23 protein-coding genes, 1 tRNA gene and 1 riboswitch are annotated in these 18,814 nt (G+C 43.1%); of the genes, 22 read left to right on the top strand and 2 right to left on the bottom strand.

Annotated elements, in window-relative coordinates:
• Nucleotides 1–244 precede the first annotated feature (244 nt).
• From Vt282_RS20710 to Vt282_RS21735, 14 genes are all read left to right on the top strand, one after another.
• A complete protein-coding gene (locus Vt282_RS20710) occupies nt 245–526 on the top strand; it encodes a tyrosine-type recombinase/integrase (RefSeq protein WP_232055170.1) in 282 nt (93 codons plus the stop codon).
• Nucleotides 527–695: 169 nt separating this feature from the next.
• Nucleotides 696–980 (top strand): hypothetical protein, encoded by a 285-nt coding sequence (locus Vt282_RS13635; RefSeq protein WP_232055068.1) that lies wholly within the window; start codon nt 696–698, stop codon nt 978–980.
• Between the two features lie 996 nt (nt 981–1,976).
• Entirely contained in the window at nt 1,977–2,159 is a 183-nt protein-coding gene (locus Vt282_RS13625) for a hypothetical protein (RefSeq protein ID WP_162045263.1), read from the top strand.
• Nucleotides 2,160–2,572: 413 nt separating this feature from the next.
• Complete coding sequence (locus Vt282_RS13620; protein WP_162045264.1) at nt 2,573–2,743, top strand: hypothetical protein; 171 nt, start codon at nt 2,573–2,575, stop codon at nt 2,741–2,743.
• Between the two features lie 984 nt (nt 2,744–3,727).
• Nucleotides 3,728–3,856: a hypothetical protein gene (locus Vt282_RS21260; RefSeq protein ID WP_269472569.1), complete on the top strand. Its 129-nt coding sequence runs from the start codon at nt 3,728–3,730 to the stop codon at nt 3,854–3,856.
• A 300-nt stretch (nt 3,857–4,156) separates the two neighbouring features.
• Nucleotides 4,157–4,792: a hypothetical protein gene (locus Vt282_RS20705; RefSeq protein WP_232055067.1), complete on the top strand. Its 636-nt coding sequence runs from the start codon at nt 4,157–4,159 to the stop codon at nt 4,790–4,792.
• A 142-nt stretch (nt 4,793–4,934) separates the two neighbouring features.
• The gene (locus tag Vt282_RS20700) at nt 4,935–5,648 is read left to right on the top strand and encodes a hypothetical protein (RefSeq protein WP_232055066.1); all 714 of its coding nucleotides are present in this window, start codon (nt 4,935–4,937) and stop codon (nt 5,646–5,648) included.
• 13 nt (nt 5,649–5,661) lie between these two features.
• Entirely contained in the window at nt 5,662–5,847 is a 186-nt protein-coding gene (locus Vt282_RS20695) for a hypothetical protein (protein ID WP_232055065.1), read from the top strand.
• Nucleotides 5,837–6,322: a hypothetical protein gene (locus tag Vt282_RS20690; protein WP_232055064.1), complete on the top strand. Its 486-nt coding sequence runs from the start codon at nt 5,837–5,839 to the stop codon at nt 6,320–6,322. The genes Vt282_RS20695 and Vt282_RS20690 overlap by 11 nt, the downstream gene beginning before the upstream one ends.
• Complete coding sequence (locus tag Vt282_RS20685; protein ID WP_232055063.1) at nt 6,304–6,789, top strand: hypothetical protein; 486 nt, start codon at nt 6,304–6,306, stop codon at nt 6,787–6,789. Before Vt282_RS20690 ends, Vt282_RS20685 begins: the two co-directional genes overlap by 19 nt.
• Before the next feature lie 13 nt (nt 6,790–6,802).
• On the top strand, nt 6,803–7,042 hold the full coding sequence (locus tag Vt282_RS20680) for a hypothetical protein (protein ID WP_232055062.1): 240 nt from the start codon (nt 6,803–6,805) through the stop codon (nt 7,040–7,042).
• A gap of 405 nt (nt 7,043–7,447) precedes the next feature.
• Nucleotides 7,448–7,675, top strand: coding sequence for a DNA cytosine methyltransferase (locus Vt282_RS20195; protein ID WP_197740078.1), 228 nt, complete (start codon nt 7,448–7,450; stop codon nt 7,673–7,675).
• Nucleotides 7,669–7,767, top strand: a complete 99-nt coding sequence (locus tag Vt282_RS21740; RefSeq protein WP_197740077.1) for a DNA cytosine methyltransferase — start codon at nt 7,669–7,671, stop codon at nt 7,765–7,767. The genes Vt282_RS20195 and Vt282_RS21740 overlap by 7 nt, the downstream gene beginning before the upstream one ends.
• Nucleotides 7,754–7,957, top strand: coding sequence for a DNA cytosine methyltransferase (locus tag Vt282_RS21735; protein ID WP_197740076.1), 204 nt, complete (start codon nt 7,754–7,756; stop codon nt 7,955–7,957). The genes Vt282_RS21740 and Vt282_RS21735 overlap by 14 nt, the downstream gene beginning before the upstream one ends.
• A gap of 830 nt (nt 7,958–8,787) precedes the next feature.
• Here the strand turns inward: Vt282_RS21735 and Vt282_RS20180 are convergent.
• Nucleotides 8,788–9,126, bottom strand: coding sequence for a PDDEXK family nuclease (locus Vt282_RS20180; RefSeq protein ID WP_197740075.1), 339 nt, complete (start codon nt 9,124–9,126; stop codon nt 8,788–8,790).
• A 399-nt stretch (nt 9,127–9,525) separates the two neighbouring features.
• Between Vt282_RS20180 and Vt282_RS13600 the strand changes: the two genes are divergently transcribed.
• The 8 genes from Vt282_RS13600 to thiH all read left to right on the top strand — a co-directional run bounded on the left by Vt282_RS13600 (nt 9,526) and on the right by thiH (nt 16,831).
• Nucleotides 9,526–9,613, top strand: a tRNA-Trp gene (locus Vt282_RS13600).
• A 475-nt stretch (nt 9,614–10,088) separates the two neighbouring features.
• Nucleotides 10,089–10,478: a fluoride efflux transporter CrcB gene (gene crcB / locus Vt282_RS13595; RefSeq protein WP_162045269.1), complete on the top strand. Its 390-nt coding sequence runs from the start codon at nt 10,089–10,091 to the stop codon at nt 10,476–10,478.
• A gap of 54 nt (nt 10,479–10,532) precedes the next feature.
• Nucleotides 10,533–10,631: riboswitch (TPP riboswitch) on the top strand.
• 147 nt (nt 10,632–10,778) lie between these two features.
• Nucleotides 10,779–12,716 (top strand): phosphomethylpyrimidine synthase ThiC, encoded by a 1,938-nt coding sequence (thiC, locus tag Vt282_RS13590; RefSeq protein ID WP_162063635.1) that lies wholly within the window; start codon nt 10,779–10,781, stop codon nt 12,714–12,716.
• Nucleotides 12,716–13,951 carry a thiamine phosphate synthase gene (locus tag Vt282_RS13585; RefSeq protein ID WP_162063634.1) on the top strand — a complete coding sequence of 412 codons (1,236 nt, stop codon included), beginning with the start codon at nt 12,716–12,718 and terminating at the stop codon, nt 13,949–13,951. Before thiC ends, Vt282_RS13585 begins: the two co-directional genes overlap by 1 nt.
• Nucleotides 13,944–14,747, top strand: coding sequence for a HesA/MoeB/ThiF family protein (locus Vt282_RS13580; RefSeq protein ID WP_162063633.1), 804 nt, complete (start codon nt 13,944–13,946; stop codon nt 14,745–14,747). Before Vt282_RS13585 ends, Vt282_RS13580 begins: the two co-directional genes overlap by 8 nt.
• A complete protein-coding gene (gene thiS / locus Vt282_RS13575; protein WP_162063632.1) occupies nt 14,734–14,943 on the top strand; it encodes a sulfur carrier protein ThiS in 210 nt (69 codons plus the stop codon). The genes Vt282_RS13580 and thiS overlap by 14 nt, the downstream gene beginning before the upstream one ends.
• Before the next feature lie 2 nt (nt 14,944–14,945).
• Nucleotides 14,946–15,710, top strand: coding sequence for a thiazole synthase (locus Vt282_RS13570; RefSeq protein WP_162063742.1), 765 nt, complete (start codon nt 14,946–14,948; stop codon nt 15,708–15,710).
• 8 nt (nt 15,711–15,718) lie between these two features.
• The gene (gene thiH / locus Vt282_RS13565) at nt 15,719–16,831 is read left to right on the top strand and encodes a 2-iminoacetate synthase ThiH (protein ID WP_162063631.1); all 1,113 of its coding nucleotides are present in this window, start codon (nt 15,719–15,721) and stop codon (nt 16,829–16,831) included.
• A 78-nt stretch (nt 16,832–16,909) separates the two neighbouring features.
• Here thiH and Vt282_RS13560 read toward each other — a convergent pair whose 3' ends face one another.
• Nucleotides 16,910–18,706 carry an aminopeptidase P family protein gene (locus tag Vt282_RS13560; RefSeq protein ID WP_162063630.1) on the bottom strand — a complete coding sequence of 599 codons (1,797 nt, stop codon included), beginning with the start codon at nt 18,704–18,706 and terminating at the stop codon, nt 16,910–16,912.
• Nucleotides 18,707–18,814: the final 108 nt, after the last annotated feature.

The raw sequence follows: 18,814 nt of genomic DNA, 5'->3' as shown, positions 1-18,814 counted from the left end.
TGCAAGGTAAAGGGCAATTTGATTGCTATGTTATGGCTTAGTGGTTGTCGTATATCAGTGTTACTTGAGAGGACTTGGGATGATGTGTCGTTTGAAGACTGAACGTTGTTTATTAAGACCACGAAGAACAAGAAATCACATCAGATCTACCTCTCCGACCTAATGCTAGAATTGCTTTTGGAGCTTAGGAGTTGAAGCAGCCAGGAAACCCTATGTATTTCCTGGTAATCGTCAAGGAACGCATATATCACCACCTAGAAAGGCATTGAAGTTGATACTGGAACGGGCTGGGATTGATCCAGATGGCGTAGTTTCCCATACGGCTAGACACTCTGCTGCATCTAATCTTTTGAACCATTCAGGGTTAGATGTGACCTCTGTTCAGCGAGTTCTCAACCATAGTGATATTTGTTCGACGTTATCCTACAGGCATTTTGACCGAACAGCATTAGAACGTGGCGCAAATGCTTTGTCTGATATGGTGATGAAAGCGAGTGAAAATCTAGCACTACCCGAACCTAAATAGCCTGAAAATAGAGATTAAAAGTATAGATAGCCCTGAATATAACTAACTATTCAGGGGCTTTTTCATTCTGGAATTGAGAGGAAAAGTTTAATGATAGTAGTGAAAAGCATTGCAGCCGTTGAGTTGCTGGATTTGCCGTTATCAATTAAGAGCAATTGGTTGAACAACTTTGCTTCCGTGGGATGGGCAACGTGATGAAGCTGAAAAGTTTTGGGATGAAGTTTCAATATGCCTGATTTTGATTGAGCCTGATGATACCGATGAAGCATTAGGTGATGTTGATGAAGACATGGAAACTCTCTTGGCTTATGCCCTAGATAACCCAGAGTTTGTCATTGTGCTACCACATGAGACTGATCCCCATGTGGTAGCGGTTGTATTCATGCTGACGATGGTGGTGGTAGCTACATCGTTGGTTCGACAAGTAATAAAACAGGGCTCGTTAAAGCCTTGATTGAAATGACTGAATAAGAGGAATTTGTATGAGCCGAAAACATGTAAAAGCAACTGAAGAAATCCAGAGCAACGACAAGATAGAAGATGCTGTTGTTGATCCATTTACCGTTATTAAGGAGGAGTTAGCCCGAAGTTAAGTCCCAAGTCAGATGGTACGTTGGAGTATCAAATTGCAATTCGAGAGGATGAAAGGAGTTTTACATTCGAGTGTCTAAAATTCTTCATCTGGCTTGTTCTCTAAGGCTTGGGTGAGGCTTGAGGACATCTTTACCCTACTTGATGACCAGAAAGACAAAACGATGAAATCTGCTGTCTTGAAGCCAGTTGTAGCTGGCGGAAGCAGTAATTCAGTAGGGTTCTTAGCATCAGTGCTTCGGACTATTTCAATTCTTGAGCCTGTGCCTGATAACGTGTTTTACACCGATTGTCTGAGCGATATGAGACTGTGAAAACTGAGCTGAGAGCCTTGGCTACTGAATCTGATTGATGAGGAAATTATTGCAAAGTACAGGAGGTAGACCGGAGCCTTGAGCCAGTTTTGGTTCTTAATTTGTCTGGTTTGCATTGTTGTAAGCTTGGCAACGAGTGATGGGGTATTTCCCTTATCAGATGGACTAAACGCAAGGATTACACATCCGTTGCTCTTTAATGGGGTCATTTCGGTGTTATTGAAACTTCCAATGCCGAGAAAGCATTGGAAACGGTATAGGTAAAACTGTTATGGCGACTAAGGTTGATGAGTGGGTTTGTGTCGGGTTTAACTATCAGATTTTCCATGATATTCCCCTATATATGCACTCAGCCTGGTGGCAGATTATTATTTAGTTTTAAACCTCGCTCGAAAAACAGCACCATTTTTCGCGTTGCCATATCTCGTAAGGGGCTTCGAATGGGCAATTCGTCGTTTAACGTTAATGTGCATCGAAACTTTGAAAATCGGCACATAGTGGCAATTTCAAGGTCGGTTCCCTTGGTACTGGTTTAGGATCTGTTCATGATGCCGTGGGTGGTCACTACTGATGACACTCGCCATCTTGAAGCTCAGACTCACCTGTATAGCGTAGATGCTGCATCAAGTTGTTTGAGCCAACCCGAATCGAGAACCATGGGATCTTCTAACCATGTTTGTCATTCGTTGGTTGAGTCAATTTTCTATGTTCCAGTGTTACTTGAATAGCAATGATTAAGCCAAGTAGATAGCACGATTTGGAACAAAGCGAACTTACTTTGCATCGTACCGAATCTTACCTTGTTCATCCGTCTATACGGTTATCGCAACTGATAATACTTCCCTTTGTATTAGCCCTCACGTCAGCAATATCGCTGAATAATCACTAAATAACGTCAATCTGGGATGCCTGAGCATAGCTGTGGCTCGGCGTTCTATTGTCATTCGCAGCTAAAATAGAGCTACTTGTTAGCTAAGGAAATGTAATGAGTATTTTTAAATTCAATGAAGCTTTGGACTTGCCATAAGTGTCGCAAGAAAACGGATGTAATGGGCGGAACTTCGTGCAGTCGTTGTGGGAAATGGGTGTGTAATTCATGCAAGCAAGTCACCCAGAACTACTGTAAGAAGTGTTGATAGTCATGGCTAAGTTGAATGCTGACGTCGAGCAGTGCATGAATGAAAACGGTTATACCGAAGAAGAAGCGCTCAATGAGCTAGGTATGAATTGGCATGAGCTGTGGGAAGACGATGATGAAGACAGTGATGACAACGATTACGATGATGATTATTACGATGAGTATGACGACTAGATAGTATAGAGGTCTTCACGACAAAATAGATGGGCGGTATCAGTAATGGTATCGCCTTTTTCATATCTGCAATATAGGAACTGAACAATGAAGAAACGAGTAAACCTTTTCTACCTAAGCCTGCACAATTACCGAAATCTAAAAGGGATCTTGGGCTGAAAGCGGCTCGACTGGGCGGCACCCTTGGAGCACGCCTTGGCGGACCTTACGGTTTGATAGCCGGTTTTGCTATTGGTCTTGTGATTGATGAAGTGTTGGATGGTTAGGAGTGTTGTAAAAGTAGGGATGGAACGTCTCTACTTTTTTATTCGTAACCTAATTTTCCCCATTGTGTTTGCGCCCGTTCCAAGCCGTTATTACCTGATCAAAACGTTCCACGTACTTACTCAAGGCTGATATCTAATATCAAGTTTCCTTTCGAATAAAGAACAATATATTAACGGCACTATTTCGACTTTATTTCGGTTGTTTTAAGTTGCTGTTTTATTAAGATTAAATTGGAGGCATTATGGCAAAGAAAAATCAACGTGGTCTTATCGAGACGCTTGATAAAACCTTATCGATCCTAACCGTATCGTCAGTGTGATTCGTTTGGGTCAGCTCTTTATCTTGTTAGATAAAAAGGTAGGGCGATCAGTTACACGGAACTAAATGCGGATAAGCAGGGTAAAACGGGGGGATGCCGATGATTGCACGAGTAAGATCATCGAATCATCGAAAACAAACCCATTTTAAACTTTGGCAATGGTAACTATGTTCGTTGTTCTGCGATAGAGGTTATTGAAAACAGTAGTGGTCCTGAATACAAGGGATTAATCATTCGGGGTGAGGGTGATGCGATACTAGCATTCCTTGCCATTTCTACCGCTGAGAAGCGTGATTTAGCAGTGAGCAATTTGCACGCTGTACTAGAAACTACGAAAGTGGCAAATTTATTCAGCCTGATCTGGCTGGTATTTTTAATTAACAACCGAGGTAAATATTATGAACACAGAACTACAAGTAAATCTTAACAAGCTAAAATTGACATCAAAGATGCTGTCTTCAATGCACAGCCTGTTCGTTATAACGGTGATGCTGATCGTTTTATTGGTTTCACTGGAAGGTGATTGATGAAGCTGACTACGAGTTAGGTGATCGTCAGTACCTAAAGAACAGTATTGCTCACCGCCTTAAAACCACTTTTGGAAAGATGGTAAGCGCAAGACGAACTGGAGCTACAAGCAAGTGATAGAAGTCGCCGAGGATGCGTTTAAGTACATCAACAAGTAAGAGTGAACATCGATTTAATACGGTCTAGCAAACCACTGCCTTCGGGCGCACCATTTCATGCAAGTCTTTTTCCAAAATTGTCTCCATAGAGCACCTCTTTAATACCAATCTTTGTTATACCGAGCTAATGGGTAATTAAAGATGAACATTTTCGAGCAAGAAGCTAAGAACAACTATCAACTTATGCGTCAGACAGACCGTGAAGTTGAAGATTTCCTAGTAGACACATTCTCTAACAATCGTTCCTACATACTGGATGATCAAATCGCCAAGTTTCAGCAAGAGTTGCGTACTCGTGAGGAAGCGAAGAAAACCGTTGATGAACAGGTGAAACGCTATTTCGAGGGACTACGTTCTGCACCATGGGCTGCGATGCGTGGAAAAGGTAAAGCAGTACATATCGCGATTGATTCTGAGTGGGTCTTTAACCCTGAGACGGAGAAAAATGACATTCTCTGTTATTCGTATTGTGTTCAGGTCGGTGACAAGTCTTTTAAAGGTGTGAAGCACACGGAGATGGCTAAGTTGATTAAAGAGTGCCGTGATCAAGGTCTATCGAAAGATGAGGAAATGCTAAAGCGCAAACAACTAGCTAACAGCACTAAGGGTTACAAGGTCAATTTCGACAAGTTCATTCAGGAGTTGCTAATTAAAGCTAAGGCTCGTGGATTTATCGACGAGTGGCCTGAGCATACCTTTATTTATGCTCACTTTTACGTGCTGACATTGCCTCATTTGAAGAGTTCTGGAATATCGGTGCGAAGAGTAAAACCATAAGAATTCTTTCACTGCGGTACAAGGCTCGATCACTTCGGGGCGTGGTTCTTATGGCATTGACTTAGCATCTATTGGTCGCAGTAAGTACAAGACTGAAAACACCAAGTTCTATACAGGTTCGAACAATACCTTTGAAACCAAGGTGCGCTTCATCGACACATTGTTGTTAAGCAGTAAAGCCTCGCTTGATGACATCGGTGAGCTAGTGGGCATTCCTAAGATGACATTGGCTGACGGTATGATCTCTCGTATGGATGACTTGTATTGTGAAGATCAGAGCTTGTTTGATCGCTATGCCGTTCGTGATGCGGAAATTGCCTTGAAGTATGGCTTACAAATGCAGAGGTTTGCATTGGTCGATATGCGTGAAGATACGGGGCTAGAGCTGAAGCAGTTACCCTCGACACATGGAAACTTTACTGTGTCGTTGTTCAAGCATACGTGCGGTGGTGTGAATGAGATGCACGAGTTCTTAGGGTACGAGAAACGTAAGGGTGAGTATTACCACGCTAAGAGTAATGGGATACGTAAATCTGTCAAGATAGCTAAGACAGTGAGCCGTGAGTATACCGACGCACTAGCTATGAACTGTTTCTATGGTGGAGCGAACTTCGGAGCGTACTTTGGGGTAACAGAGCAAGGTGATTATAACGATTACGACTTATCGGGTGCTTACACGACGGCATTGGTCGATATTCTCGAAGCTGACTATCTAAACTCATTTGAGTCGAAGAACATTGAAGATTATCTCGGTCACACCATGGGCTTTGCTTATGTACGTTTCAAGCATCCAGAGGGTACAAAGTGGGGCTATTACCTTGTCGTACAGACTTGCGTGGTATCTATTACCCTTTAGAGGGGCAACGTATGTGACAGCACCAGAGTTGCAACTGGCTTATGATGCAGGTGTAGAAATTGAGATTCTTCACGGTCAGGTGATTCCGTGGAAACAGGGTTCGGTATCTCAGTTCAAGGCGTTTACTAAGATCATTCGTAAGCAACGTTCTAAGTATAAAAAGAGGGTAATGAGCTGTATGACCAGCTTTGGAAGTTGATTGGGAATACCCTTTACGGAAAGGTTGGGCTGGGACTTCGGGAAAATCTGGTTTCGATGTCTCATCAGGGTTAAGCAGTAAGATCCCATATTCGCCAGTGACCAATGCGCATTATGCTGCTCATGCTGCGGGCTTTGTTCGTGCCACAATGATGGAAATTATCCGCAAGCTAACGATGGATAATGATGTGCAAATTGTCAGTGCAACGACAGACGGATTTCTTACCAATGCCACGTCTGAGCAATTGGAGACCTGTCTAGATGGTCCATTAGCAAAACGGTTCCAACGTATCTGTAAAGAGGTTAGCGGTGAAGACATGATGCAACTCAAGCACCATGCGAAGCAGATTATCTCGATGAAAACGCGTGGGCAATTAACTACTGAATTGGGTAATACCAAGCCAGTATGTGCTAAGGCAGGGTTAAACCACCGAAAGGCGTTAACGAAAATGCTTGGATGGTTGAGTTGTTCTTAGACCGCTATCCGAAACAGAAGATTGAACGTAGTCATTTGGCTTCAGCTCGTGATATGTGGTTAAAGGAAATGGACTTGGTTAGCATCCACACCGAGCAAACGCTGAATCTTGAATGGGACTTTAAGCGTTGTCCTATAAACCCACGTATAGTGAAAGTTCGTCACCCTGTTAGCGGTGAAGTGGTAGAGCATCTATCGTTCGATACTGTTCCATGGAATACCGTTGATGAGGGTTTAGACGCTCGCACTTACTTCGACGAATGGCGTGTAAATAACTGTTTAAAGGGAATGGATGATTGGGATAACTGGATGGACTTCTACAAGGTTCGTCGCTACCTCAAGGGCACAGGTGTTAAGTACTTAGAAGATGGCTCAGAGGGCATTTTAAGGTGCAGATGTTACGTGCAATCACTCAAGGTGGTTGGGGCTTACCCGCTGTACCGCAACGTGCCCACGAGGTCACTATGACAAGTTGGTTGCGATGTTTGATGCAGATGGTATCGAGAGTATCGCCAAGCAAGATCTGGCGAACAGCAAGGGACGTAAATTGCTTGAATCAGCGTTACCGATTACGACTCGTATGTTGTCACTATTATCTTGGTTTGTTCGCAAGTATCCGACTGTAGATTTGACATTGGTGTTTCACCCTGACGAAGTTGATGAAGCAGTGTTGATGCTGGAAGACTACAAAATGAAATGCACTGAAAAACTTGTTGCTTAGTATGCGGTAAACGAATGAAAGCCTGATTCCGTAAGGGGCAGGCTTTTAGCTATCATTAAATCACTTAGTTTAGAAGATGATGTTTTTAGATGTAGCAGTACTAGTGAAATAGCCAAAAACAAAAGCTTAATTGATAAACTGATTCAATATGAAAAACACTGATTTTAAGGTCGAGAGTTGGTAAAATACGAGAAATTGATTCTTTGACTTTTAAGAGGTTTACATTGGCTGGCAGCTCATCTGTATATAAAAATATATCCCAAAAGAGTATGATTTAACTGAAGAAAAAAGAGATGAGTACCGTAGAATCTCTCAACAATCAAGGCTTGCTCGCTTGGCAGCAGATGAAGGAAGTCAAAGTCTGTTCACTCAATCAATCAACCACTCTTAAATTTAGAAGCCTTGATGCCGAGGCTAGAATCAAATGGTCTTCGTAGCTTGAGCCTTTTCTCTGGTGGTGGTGGATTGGACTTAGGTTTTGACCTTGCTGGTTTCGAGCATGTTGCATCGTACGAACTTATTCCTATTTGCAAAGATACTCTTCAGCGTAATAGACCTGAGTGGAATGTCTATGCTGGTCCAGATGAAGGTGATGTATCAAAACTGCTTGGGAACGTTACAAAGGGATGGTAGACATAATTCAAGGTGGTCCACCATGTCAACCATTTTCAGTTGCTGGGTCTCAAAAGGAGAAGATGATGAAAGGAACATGTGGGAGAGTTTAATCGTGCTGTAAATACGATCAAACCGAGAGCTTTCGTAGCAGAAAATGTGTTAGGGCTCTTGAATCCTAAGTTTGATGGATTTGTGCAAAAGTATATTTATGAACCATTGAGTGATTATCACATCATAAGATTTGAGATGCACGCCTCTGATTTTGGCGTTCCTCAAGTGCGAAGACGAGTGTTTTCGTAGGTTTTAGAGATGAACAGTGCTTTCAGCGCTTTCAAATTCCAACACCAACCCACAATAAGCATACTTTTGATACTAAGAATCGAGTAATCCCATTTGACGATTTACCTGAAACAATGGGGTTAGACAAGCTCTCGGTTAAAAGATATAGGTGCTGATGGTTTTCTCCAACATTAAGAAGTGGGTTTACGGGGAAAAAATACGACATCTATACTTAATAGCGCTGCAGGTCAAAAACTTGGGGCAATATGGAAATTTGGCCCAATGGTATTCAGGCTAGCCGGAAAAGGCATCTAGCTTTCCTGCGAAAGATGACCATTTTAGGTTAAGTGTTCAAGATGTAGGGATTATTCAAGGATTTCCTGAAAATGGGAGTTCGCTGGAGCGGTTTATCAAGTATTAGGTCAAATCGGTAACTCTGTTGCTCCACCTGTAGCTTATCAAGTTGCAAAAATGTTGCAGAAGCATTGAAGTATTAGATCTTAATATGGAGCCAGATTTAGTCAATCTGACTTCAAGTTAGATACTACATAGCAGATCGAACCATTTCTCTAAGTGCTTGAGCATGATTGGCTGTTATTTTTGGAAAACTTTCAAAATATGTAAAAGGGATGTGAGGATTGTTTAATGTACTTCCTCGTTTAACTAGGTACTCGCAACGAGACTGCAAAATTTCTAGCATACGTTGAGGCGAGTATCCATTCGAATGTCCTGCAATGAAATGTACTCATGCTTTTCAATTGCATTTTTGTAACTTCTTTGCGTCTTGATATGTATACATGGTTTTTGTCCAAGGATGTTATACATATCCTCTAAAGTTAGACGTGACGAAGCTATCTCCGACATTCTGAAGTCAGGGAGATGTATTCAGATTTTTCTTGTATCCATGGCCTCATCATCTCTGGAGATGCATAGACATAATATTCTGTTCCATTAATGAAAAATCCAATTAACCAATGTTTGGTTCTCCACTTTTCTATATGGTCAGGACCAAAGTCTCTTACTGTCGTTACAGACCCTTTGGATGTTGTTTTAAGCTCAAAGGCGATTTGATAACCATGAATGTCTAAATAGGCGTCAACACCCGATCGTCCCTCGTTTTCATCTTTATATAAGCCGAAAAGATTTCGCATCGCTTCTTCTCGAACATCATCTTGAAAGTTTCCAGCCATAGCCATACCACGCATAATTAATAATTTGATTCAATCATCTAAGGCTATGTTTTTCAATTGATTAATTTTTATTTGTTGCGCTTCACTTCACTATTTTTCACTAAATTTCAAACCCTGATAATGATAGGATTGCAGCGCGACGACTATGAGTGATTACAAGAGTGTCATTGTCTGCTGAATGTGTTGGAAGATTCTCGGTGGGATGGTTTTGCTAATCGTTAGTGGAATTGCCGCAATGTATCCATTGCTACATACATAGTCGGAAATTTAGCCCCGAACTTAGACGTGGTGCAAGTTGGTCAGTGATTCTCGATACGACTTGTCGATGAAATTCAGTGGTGACCACATTGCTGTACATTAGCTTGCGAAATCTCCATACGGTACAAGCCAACATAACCAAGGGTTGTATTCGGTTATATCTTTATAGAGCGTAACCCATGGATTCCAAATCCGCGTGTTGGGAGTTCGAATCTCTCCACCCCTGCCATCTTCTAAAGCCTCAGCAGTAATGCTGGGGCTTTTTTACATCTGTTGCTTTTGCAAAGTAAGTGTTGGGAGCCTGTGCGCAAGCCCGGTCGAATCTCTGAAGTGCCAGCCCAGTTCACCCCTGCCATATTTAAGCTCTAGACTAGACGTCCCCGAAGAAATGCTGGAGCCTTTTTCGTTTCTGGCAGAAACGAAATTAGAACGTTCGATATCTAAGGTGTCTCTCTTTGGGGAATAAGTTTTAACCTTTTCTGTTATTCTATATTTCAACTAATCCTTTTGGTTCTAAATTCTACCGTCTATTCTCTTTTGCTCTTCTTTGGTAGCCATTACGCAGCGTGTATCTAAAAACTACGGTTAAAGTGACATCCGTAACTTTTAAAATCTCAAACAAATTACTAAGGTAATATCAGTTTAGAACTCTCGAATTTCTCTGAGTTATGACTACAATATAGCCAAATTGTCGAGGGGGATTTATGGGACAACTTTCCATTTTGGGTTACATAGCTTTGGGAGGCGCATTTGGTGCTTGTTCTCGCTATTTAGTCTCTGAACTGTGCGTTATGCTTTTGGGCCGAGGTTTTCCCTACGGTACTTTAACGGTGAATGTCGTTGGCTCTTTTATTATGGGTCTACTAATCGCCGCGTTTGAAAGTGAGATTATGTCGATTGAGCCTTGGCGCCAGATCATTGGTTTAGGCTTTCTTGGAGCCTTAACCACATTTTCTACATTCTCTATGGATAACGTGTTATTGATGCAACAAGGCGCGTTCTTAAAGATGGGTCTGAACGTTATTTTAAATGTGGTGTTAAGTATTTCAGCCGCATGGTTGGGTTTCCAATTACTGATGAAAGCCAATATTTAGGTCGGAAATTGGATGTGGCCCGCTTTGTTTAGCGCCAAATTTTGCTTATAATTTCTTCACTTGTCGGAGTGCCTTTTGGCTGAGACCGTTAATTCGGGATCCGTTGAACCTGATCAGACTAATATCTGCGAAGGGAACAGGAGAAGATTCACTACCAGAAATAACTCTATTTCTGTCTGTTAGTCTACATATCGATGTCGTATTAGGTTATTACAACCTTTATTCGAACTCTTCTGTCATATCGTTCCGTCAAGCATTTTTATCCCAAACGTTTTTAATAAATGAGCAAGGAAAAATGCTATGTCGAGTCGCAAGCAAGCGAGATTGGAAGCACAACAGTTTATACAAAGCCTTTCAGTCCAACCTTACCCTAATTCTCAAAAAATCTATGTTGAGGGCTACCGCCCTGATGTTCGCGTTCCAATGCGAGAAATTTTATTGGCGGATAGTTTGGTAGGAGACTCCAAAGAAGCCCCTGTATTCGAGCCTAATGAACCGATACGCGTGTATGACACCTCAGGACCATATACAGACCCTAACTATCAAATTAACCTTTACAGTGGCTTACCGAAGCTAAGAGAAGGATGGATTGAAGAGCGCGGTGATACCGAAGTTCTTCAATCCGTAAGTTCTACCTACACCAAACAACGTCTATCCGACGAAACATTAGATGAACTTCGGTACGGCAATTTACCACGCATAAGACGTGCTACTGAAGGTAGATGCGTTACTCAAATGCACTACGCTCGTAAGGGAGTGATTACTCCTGAAATGGAATATATCGCATTGCGAGAGAATATGGGGCGCGCCCAATATCGCGATGAAGTGCTAAATCAGCAGCATTCAGGCCAAAGTTTTGGTGCCAATCTACCCCAAGACATCACACCAGAATTCGTGCGCAAAGAAGTCGCGGAAGGACGGGCAATTATCCCTTCAAATATTAACCATCCTGAATCAGAGCCGATGATCATTGGACGTAACTTTTTAGTGAAAGTGAACGCAAATATCGGTAATTCATCGGTTTCATCTTCGATTGAAGAAGAAGTAGAAAAGCTAGTTTGGGCAACTCGGTGGGGAGGTGATACCGTCATGGATCTGTCTACTGGGCGGAATATTCATGAAACGCGAGAATGGATTTTACGTAATAGCCCAGTACCAATTGGCACCGTCCCTATGTATCAGGCGTTAGAAAAGGTAAACGGCATCGCGGAAAACCTTAGTTGGGAAGTGATGAGGGACACCTTGATTGAGCAGGCAGAGCAAGGGGTGGATTACTTTACTATTCATGCCGGATTGCTACTTCGCTATGTTCCAATGACAGCAAAACGAGTGACAGGGATCGTATCCAGAGGTGGCTCCATTATTGCCAAATGGTGTTTAGCCCATCATCAAGAAAGTTTTCTTTATACTCATTTTCGTGAAATCTGTGAAATTTGCGCCAAGTATGATGTCGCGCTGTCCCTTGGGGACGGACTGCGCCCTGGTTCTGTGGCTGATGCCAATGATGAAGCTCAGTTTGCTGAGTTGAGAACGCTGGGTGAGCTCACGAAAGTTGCTTGGGAATATGACGTACAGGTGATTATTGAAGGCCCTGGTCACGTACCAATGCACATGATCAAAGAAAATATGGAAGAGCAGCTTGAGCACTGCCATGAAGCTCCTTTCTATACTCTCGGTCCATTGACGACCGATATTGCGCCGGGTTATGACCACATCACCTCAGGCATCGGTGCAGCAATGATTGGATGGTATGGTTGTGCGATGCTGTGTTATGTCACGCCCAAAGAGCATTTAGGATTGCCTAATAAAGAAGATGTAAAAACCGGTCTGATTACCTATAAGTTAGCAGCACATGCTGCTGATTTGGCAAAAGGGCATCCCGGAGCACAGGTGCGTGATAACGCATTGTCTAAAGCGCGGTTTGAGTTCCGTTGGGAAGATCAATTTAACCTTTCACTCGACCCTGAAACTGCAAGAGCTTTTCATGATGAAACCTTACCTCAAGAATCAGGCAAAGTGGCTCATTTCTGTTCGATGTGTGGACCAAAGTTCTGTTCGATGAAAATTTCCCAAGAGGTTCGTGAATACGCGAAAGACACGAATCAGGTGGTAGCGGATCAAGCGATTTCAATTCAATTGCTTGATAATCCACTTGAAGGTATGCGCCAAAAGTCAGAAGAATTTCGTGCAGCGGGTTCTGAACTCTACCATCCAGCAATCTCATCAGAGGCGGAATAATGATGGTGGAAATACGTATCCCTAAAGAGCAGTCGGAGTTAATAGCGCAAGTTCAACTTGCGTTATCTGCAGCAAATAACCAAAACTTTGATACCCAATACGTCGCTGTTGTCGAAAGTTATAGTAATGATTGCCAGGTTGTGACGAATACTTTTTGCCATAGGATTGGTAGCGATCTGTGGCAAATCGACTCGAATGAATGCGATTTCTATGTTCAGTATCAGCATCCCTGTAATTCTCTTTTTGTTGCAGAGCATCATATCCTAATTGACGTTCGTGATAATAATCAGACGTTAGATATTTGGGTACATCCACTCAGTGGAGAAGTAAGAGCCTTACGCTCAAACACAAACGTGAGAGAAACTAAGCAGCATCTTGCTTGGCTATTGGTGCTGCTTGCTCTTGATTTTCCACTTGAAGATGCGTTGACGGTTGCTCGAGCAAAAAACAATGTTCCACGTGAAACATGGCCTAGTAAGTATTGTGATTTTCCGACTCCTGTATTGCATCATGAGGCTTTGGGTATCTCAGTTGGGTGGCGTCAGTGTGAAACCCCAACTGCTTTTCATCAGTTATCTGAAGGGAGTTTAGGTCTCTATCCTGTGGTCGATAGTGTTGAGTGGGTCGAACGCTTACTCAAGATGGGCATTAAGACTATTCAGTTGCGAATTAAGGAACCAGCAACTGAAACTCTTGAGCAACAAATCATTCAAGCGATAGCGCTAGGTCGTGAATTCGATGCGCAAGTCTTTATCAACGATTACTGGCAATTAGCACTCGAGCATAAAGCCTTTGGTGTTCACTTAGGCCAAGAAGATCTCGAAGAATCTAATATTGAGCAATTACAGCAAGCTGGTATTTCCTTAGGACTTTCTACGCACGGCTATTATGAACTGTTGAGGATCGCTCAACTCAAACCAAGCTATATCGCACTTGGTCATGTTTTTCCTACCACAACTAAACAAATGCCATCTAACCCGCAAGGACTAGTGAGGTTAGCGCTTTACCAGCAGTTAATATCCTCTATACCTAATTCAATAGGTACCAAAACCCAAGGCTATCCAACGGTTGCTATTGGTGGCATTGATTTGAGTAACGCTGCTCAAGTTTGGCATTGCGGTGTATCGAGCTTAGCGGTCGTGCGAGCCATTACGTTGTCAGAGTCACCCCAACAAGTCATCGACCAGTTCCGACGAATAATGGCGGTTAACCAACGAGGTGTTCGTCATGCTTAATGATCAGCAATTTATTCGCTATCAACGGCAGATTTGTTTACCCGAAATTAATGAACAGGGCCAGCAGCGGATTATGGATTCTAAGGTTCTCATCATTGGTTGTGGTGGTTTAGGTAGTGCTGCAAGTCTGTATTTGTCGGCTGCTGGCGTCGGTAGATTGGTTATTGTTGATGATGACTGCGTCGATGTGAGTAATTTACAGAGACAAGTCGTTTATCGACAAGAAAATGTTGGGCAACACAAAGTTGAGGCAATGAGCCAACAACTTAAACAATTAAATCCAGACGTGTCGGTGAGAACGGTAGCTAAGCGTTTGACCGAGGTTCAGCTAAATTTGGAGATCATGATGGCTGATGTTGTGCTGGATTGTTGTGACAACATGGCAACGCGTCAGCAGATCAATCAGGCCTGTTTTCAACAAAAAACGCCGTTAGTTTCTGGCGCCGCGATAGGGTGGAATGGACAGTTTTCAGTTTATGACTTTGGTTCAAATGATGCCTGTTATCGCTGTCTTTATCCATTCGATGAGATTGTTAATCCTCAATCTTGCAGTCAATCAGGAATCGTGGGGCCGGTTGTGGGTATTTTAGGAAATTACCAAGCGCTAGCTGTGATTCAAAAGTTAGCAACCGGCAGGTTTATGGTTTCCTCTAACCAACTTCATATATTCGATGGCAAGAGCATGCTGTGGCAACAGTTATCGATTCATAAAGATAGCCAGTGTTCCGTGTGTGGTGTTAGCGCAGTCTCGTTTGAAGTATCAGAAGTAGAAGAGGTAAACGATGCCATCGATTGAAATAATTATTAATCGTACAGCGCATGTTGTCGATGCGAATATCAACCTACAACAAATCATTTGTCAGTTTGAATTGCCTCACCAAGGCTGTGTATTTGCGATAAACAATCAAGTAATTCCCAAAAGCGAGTGGCAAAGCACCGTATTGGCGGCTGGTGATGCTATTTCATTATTTCAAGCAATTGCAGGAGGCTAATGATGCTTAAAATTGCTGACAAAGTATTTCAATCCCGTCTGTTTACTGGCACCGGTAAGTTTGCCAATAGCACGTTAATGGCGAATGCTATTCAAGCGTCAGGTTCGCAGTTGGCGACGATGGCACTTAAACGCGTAGATGTGAATGATCGACAAGACAACATTTTACTGCCACTTATTGAGGCTGGGGTAAACCTGTTGCCAAATACCTCTGGAGCCAAAAATGCGCAAGATGCCATATTTGCTGCTCATTTAGCCCGTGAAGCGCTAGCGACGAACTGGTTAAAGTTAGAAATTCATCCCGATCCAAAATATTTGATGCCAGATCCGATTGAAACCTTAAAAGCGGCGGAGCAGTTGGTTAAAGACGGATTTATTGTCTTGCCTTATTGCCATGCAGACCCTGTTTTATGTAAACGTCTTGAAGAGGTTGGTTGTGCAGCGGTTATGCCGCTTGGTGCACCGATTGGTTCAAACAAAGGCATCGCTTCACATGATTTTTTGGAAATCATCATTGATCAAGCCCGAGTGCCAGTTGTGGTTGATGCGGGTATTGGTGCACCTTCGCATGCCGCACGAGCGATGGAGATGGGCGCTGATGCCGTTCTAGTTAATACCGCGATCGCAGCATCTCCAGATCCAGTGGCGATGGCAACCGCATTTAGACAAGCGGTGGAAGCGGGACGTTCAGCCTATATCGCTGGGTTGGCCGGCCAAACAAAGCACGCCGTAGCTTCTAGTCCTTTAACTTCTTTTCTCGATGAGTGATTTCGCTAATGAGTTTTGTAGAACAATTAAGGCAATACGATTGGGATCAAATTTCACTATCAATTATGAGTAAAACGGCTCAGGACGTGGAGCGAGCTTTAAGTCGTACTAAGCGTGATTTAAATGATTTCCAAGCGCTAATTTCTCCTTCAGCTGAACCATATTTAGAGCAGATGGCGCAGCTTTCTAGTGTGCTTACTCGTAAGCGGTTCGGTAATACTATGTCTTTGTATATTCCGCTTTATCTCTCTAACTTATGTTCCAATGCGTGTACGTACTGTGGGTTTTCAATGGAAAATCGAATCAAACGCAAAACACTCGATACACAAGAAATTGAAGCGGAAATTGCTGCAATCAAAAGTATGAAATTTGATAGCGTGTTATTGGTGACCGGTGAACATGAAACGAAAGTCGGAATAAATTATTTTCGGCAAGTGTTACCGATTATCAAGCCACACTTTAACTATTTGGCAATGGAAGTGCAGCCACTCGAACAAGCTGAATATGCTGAGCTCAAAGAACTAGGCTTAGATGCGGTGATGGTCTATCAAGAGACCTATCATCCATCGACCTATGCGCAGCATCACTTGCGTGGTAACAAAACGGATTTTGAATATCGTCTAGAAACACCGGATAGACTCGCAAGAGCTGGGATCGATAAAATAGGTATAGGGGCTTTAATTGGACTAGAGGAATGGCGAACAGATTGCTTCTTTGTTGCTGCCCACCTTGAGTATTTAGAACGCAATTATTGGCAAACTCGTTATTCAATTTCATTTCCACGTTTACGTCCATGTACTGGTGGCTTACAGCCCAAATCGATAATGTCTGACCGCCAATTAGTCCAGTTGATTTGCGCTTATCGACTGCTTAATCCTGAAGTGGAGTTATCGCTGTCTACGCGAGAAAGTGAGGTGTTCCGAGATAATATTTTACCTTTAGGAATTACTAGCATGTCAGCGGCATCGAAAACTCAACCTGGCGGTTATGCAGTCGACAACGTCGAATTAGAGCAATTTGAAGTCAGTGATGATCGAAGTGCCGCAAGCGTTGAAGCGATGATTAGATCTCGTGGCTTTGACCCTGTTTGGCGTGATTGGCATTCTGCCTATTCTGGTTGATTTTGTTACGATGTTTCACGTGAAACAATAAAGGCTCCGGAAGGAGCCTTTTCTATTTTTGAACTAATTCACTTTGGATTAGTTTGCATGTTGTAACGGTTGAGTCGCGTTGCGTAACCATGCCAATACTGCTTTGTCGCTTAGGCGTGGACTGAGTTCATCCCAAACGATTTGGTGGTAATTATTGAGCCATGCTAATTCTGGACGAGTTAGTAGGTTAACATCGATATTGCGACTATCGATTGGGCAACGAGTCAAAGATTCAAATGCCAATACAGAAAAATCACCTTGAGTGCTTTGCTCTACAACCAGTTCTAGGTTCTCAATGCGAATACCAAATTGGTCGGCACGGTAGTAACCAGGCTCGTTAGACAGCACCATACCTTTGTCTAATGCAACATCGATTTGTTTTTTCGAGATACTCGCAGGCCCTTCGTGCACACTAAGGAAGTGGCCGACACCGTGGCCTGTACCATGGTCATAGTCAAAGCCTTCAGCCCATAGATGTTGACGTGCCAAGGTATCAAGTTGGTAACCACGAGTACCACGTGGGAAGCGGGCACGAGCGATACCGATATGACCTTTTAATGCGAGCGTGAACTGTTTAATCATTTCTGCGCTAGGTGTGCCGATTGCGACGGTGCGTGTAATGTCAGTAGTACCATCAATGTATTGACCACCTGAATCAACCAAGTACAGGCTATCCATGCTGAGTTGCGTTGGTTGTGGCTGGTTATTGTGGTTGTAATGGCACATTGCAGCATTGCTGCCAGCAGCAGAAATGGTGTCAAAACTCAAATCAACCAATGTCGGTTCAAGACGACGGATGGCTTCAAGTTTGTCTGCCAATTGGCCTTCATCATAGAGGCGACCCGCAGCAACTTCTGCATCAAGCCAGCTCAAGAACTGAACCATGGCGACGCCATCACGTAGGTGACTTTCTTTCATGCCAGCGATTTCTACTGCATTTTTGCATGCTTTTGGCATCAGGCATGGATCAGAGGCAGGTACAATATGAGCGCCAGAATTTTGCAGCACCAATTTAAACCAGGCATTGCTGATCGCAGGGTCAAGCAACACGTTTTTACCATCAAGTCGCTCTAGCTGCGCTTGCAGACGATCTGGTGAAAATACGGTGACACCTTCACCCACATGTGCTGCAAAGTTGCTTGGAACTCGGCTTGGTTCAATAAAGAACTCAACATGACCGTTGTCATGAATGATTGCATGTGAAAGTAATACAGGTAGGCGTGATACGTCGAGGCCACGGATATTCAGTAACCAGCAAATCGAATCAAGCGCAGTGATGATGGCACAGTCGCCACCTTGTTTTTGCACCAATTGCGCAATTTGCTGACGCTTCTCAGCACTATTTCGACCCGCCGTTTCATTAGCCATTAGACGCACATCAGATAGAACTGGTTGTGGGCGGTCATTCCAAAGAGTATCGATAGGGTTACTATCTAGAATTACGGTTTGGTGACGTTTGTTGAGTTTTGCTTGTGCTGCTTCTAACCACATGCCGCTGTGCATGCGAGGATCGATCGCAATCTTTGCGCCCGGAGCAAGGTTATCGACTAACCAATCCAGTGCGGGTTCATTGATGAGATGGCGATATTCAAATAATGCTGCGGGTACTTGTTTGGTGACTTGCACCGTGTAACGACCATCGACAAAGATAGCGGCTTTATCTTGAGTAACAACGGCCGCACCTGCTGAACCTGTGAAGCCAGTTAGCCAATGTAAGCGCTCATTATGAGCTGGAATATATTCACCTAAGTACTCGTCTTCGTGAGGTACGATTAACGCATCTAGGTTTTGCTGAACAAGCCATTGTCTAATGGCAGTTAAATGCTGTTCAGTATTACTATGCATTGTTTAATCCTTCAATTTGTCGTGATCGCGTCAATACGCATTGGTTAGTTAAGCTACTCTTTTTGCTCAGTGGCTGCAAATGTTCACCAGTGCCTATTATTATAGTTT

Source organism: Vibrio taketomensis (assembly GCF_009938165.1).
GTDB classification, from domain to species: Bacteria; Pseudomonadota; Gammaproteobacteria; order Enterobacterales; family Vibrionaceae; genus Vibrio; species Vibrio taketomensis.
Note: the sequence above shows the minus strand (reverse complement) of the source record. Positions and strands in the feature narration are given on the sequence as shown.

What these genes read in the sequence shown, in the direction of transcription:
- Vt282_RS13625 (WP_162045263.1), top strand. Translation starts at nt 1,977, where the DNA reads ATGATGCCGTGGGTGGTCACTACTGATGACACTCGCCATCTTGAAGCT.
- Vt282_RS13620 (WP_162045264.1), top strand. Translation starts at nt 2,573, where the DNA reads ATGGCTAAGTTGAATGCTGACGTCGAGCAGTGCATGAATGAAAACGGT.
- Vt282_RS21260 (WP_269472569.1), top strand. Translation starts at nt 3,728, where the DNA reads ATGAACACAGAACTACAAGTAAATCTTAACAAGCTAAAATTGACATCA.
- Vt282_RS20705 (WP_232055067.1), top strand. Translation starts at nt 4,157, where the DNA reads ATGAACATTTTCGAGCAAGAAGCTAAGAACAACTATCAACTTATGCGT.
- Vt282_RS20685 (WP_232055063.1), top strand. Translation starts at nt 6,304, where the DNA reads ATGGTTGAGTTGTTCTTAGACCGCTATCCGAAACAGAAGATTGAACGT.
- Vt282_RS20680 (WP_232055062.1), top strand. Translation starts at nt 6,803, where the DNA reads ATGTTTGATGCAGATGGTATCGAGAGTATCGCCAAGCAAGATCTGGCG.
- Vt282_RS20195 (WP_197740078.1), top strand. Translation starts at nt 7,448, where the DNA reads ATGCCGAGGCTAGAATCAAATGGTCTTCGTAGCTTGAGCCTTTTCTCT.
- Vt282_RS21740 (WP_197740077.1), top strand. Translation starts at nt 7,669, where the DNA reads ATGGTAGACATAATTCAAGGTGGTCCACCATGTCAACCATTTTCAGTT.
- Vt282_RS20180 (WP_197740075.1), bottom strand. Translation starts at nt 9,126, where the DNA reads ATGGCTGGAAACTTTCAAGATGATGTTCGAGAAGAAGCGATGCGAAAT.
- crcB (WP_162045269.1), top strand. Translation starts at nt 10,089, where the DNA reads ATGGGACAACTTTCCATTTTGGGTTACATAGCTTTGGGAGGCGCATTT.
- thiC (WP_162063635.1), top strand. Translation starts at nt 10,779, where the DNA reads ATGTCGAGTCGCAAGCAAGCGAGATTGGAAGCACAACAGTTTATACAA.
- Vt282_RS13585 (WP_162063634.1), top strand. Translation starts at nt 12,716, where the DNA reads ATGATGGTGGAAATACGTATCCCTAAAGAGCAGTCGGAGTTAATAGCG.
- Vt282_RS13580 (WP_162063633.1), top strand. Translation starts at nt 13,944, where the DNA reads ATGCTTAATGATCAGCAATTTATTCGCTATCAACGGCAGATTTGTTTA.
- thiS (WP_162063632.1), top strand. Translation starts at nt 14,734, where the DNA reads ATGCCATCGATTGAAATAATTATTAATCGTACAGCGCATGTTGTCGAT.
- Vt282_RS13570 (WP_162063742.1), top strand. Translation starts at nt 14,946, where the DNA reads ATGCTTAAAATTGCTGACAAAGTATTTCAATCCCGTCTGTTTACTGGC.
- thiH (WP_162063631.1), top strand. Translation starts at nt 15,719, where the DNA reads ATGAGTTTTGTAGAACAATTAAGGCAATACGATTGGGATCAAATTTCA.
- Vt282_RS13560 (WP_162063630.1), bottom strand. Translation starts at nt 18,706, where the DNA reads ATGCATAGTAATACTGAACAGCATTTAACTGCCATTAGACAATGGCTT.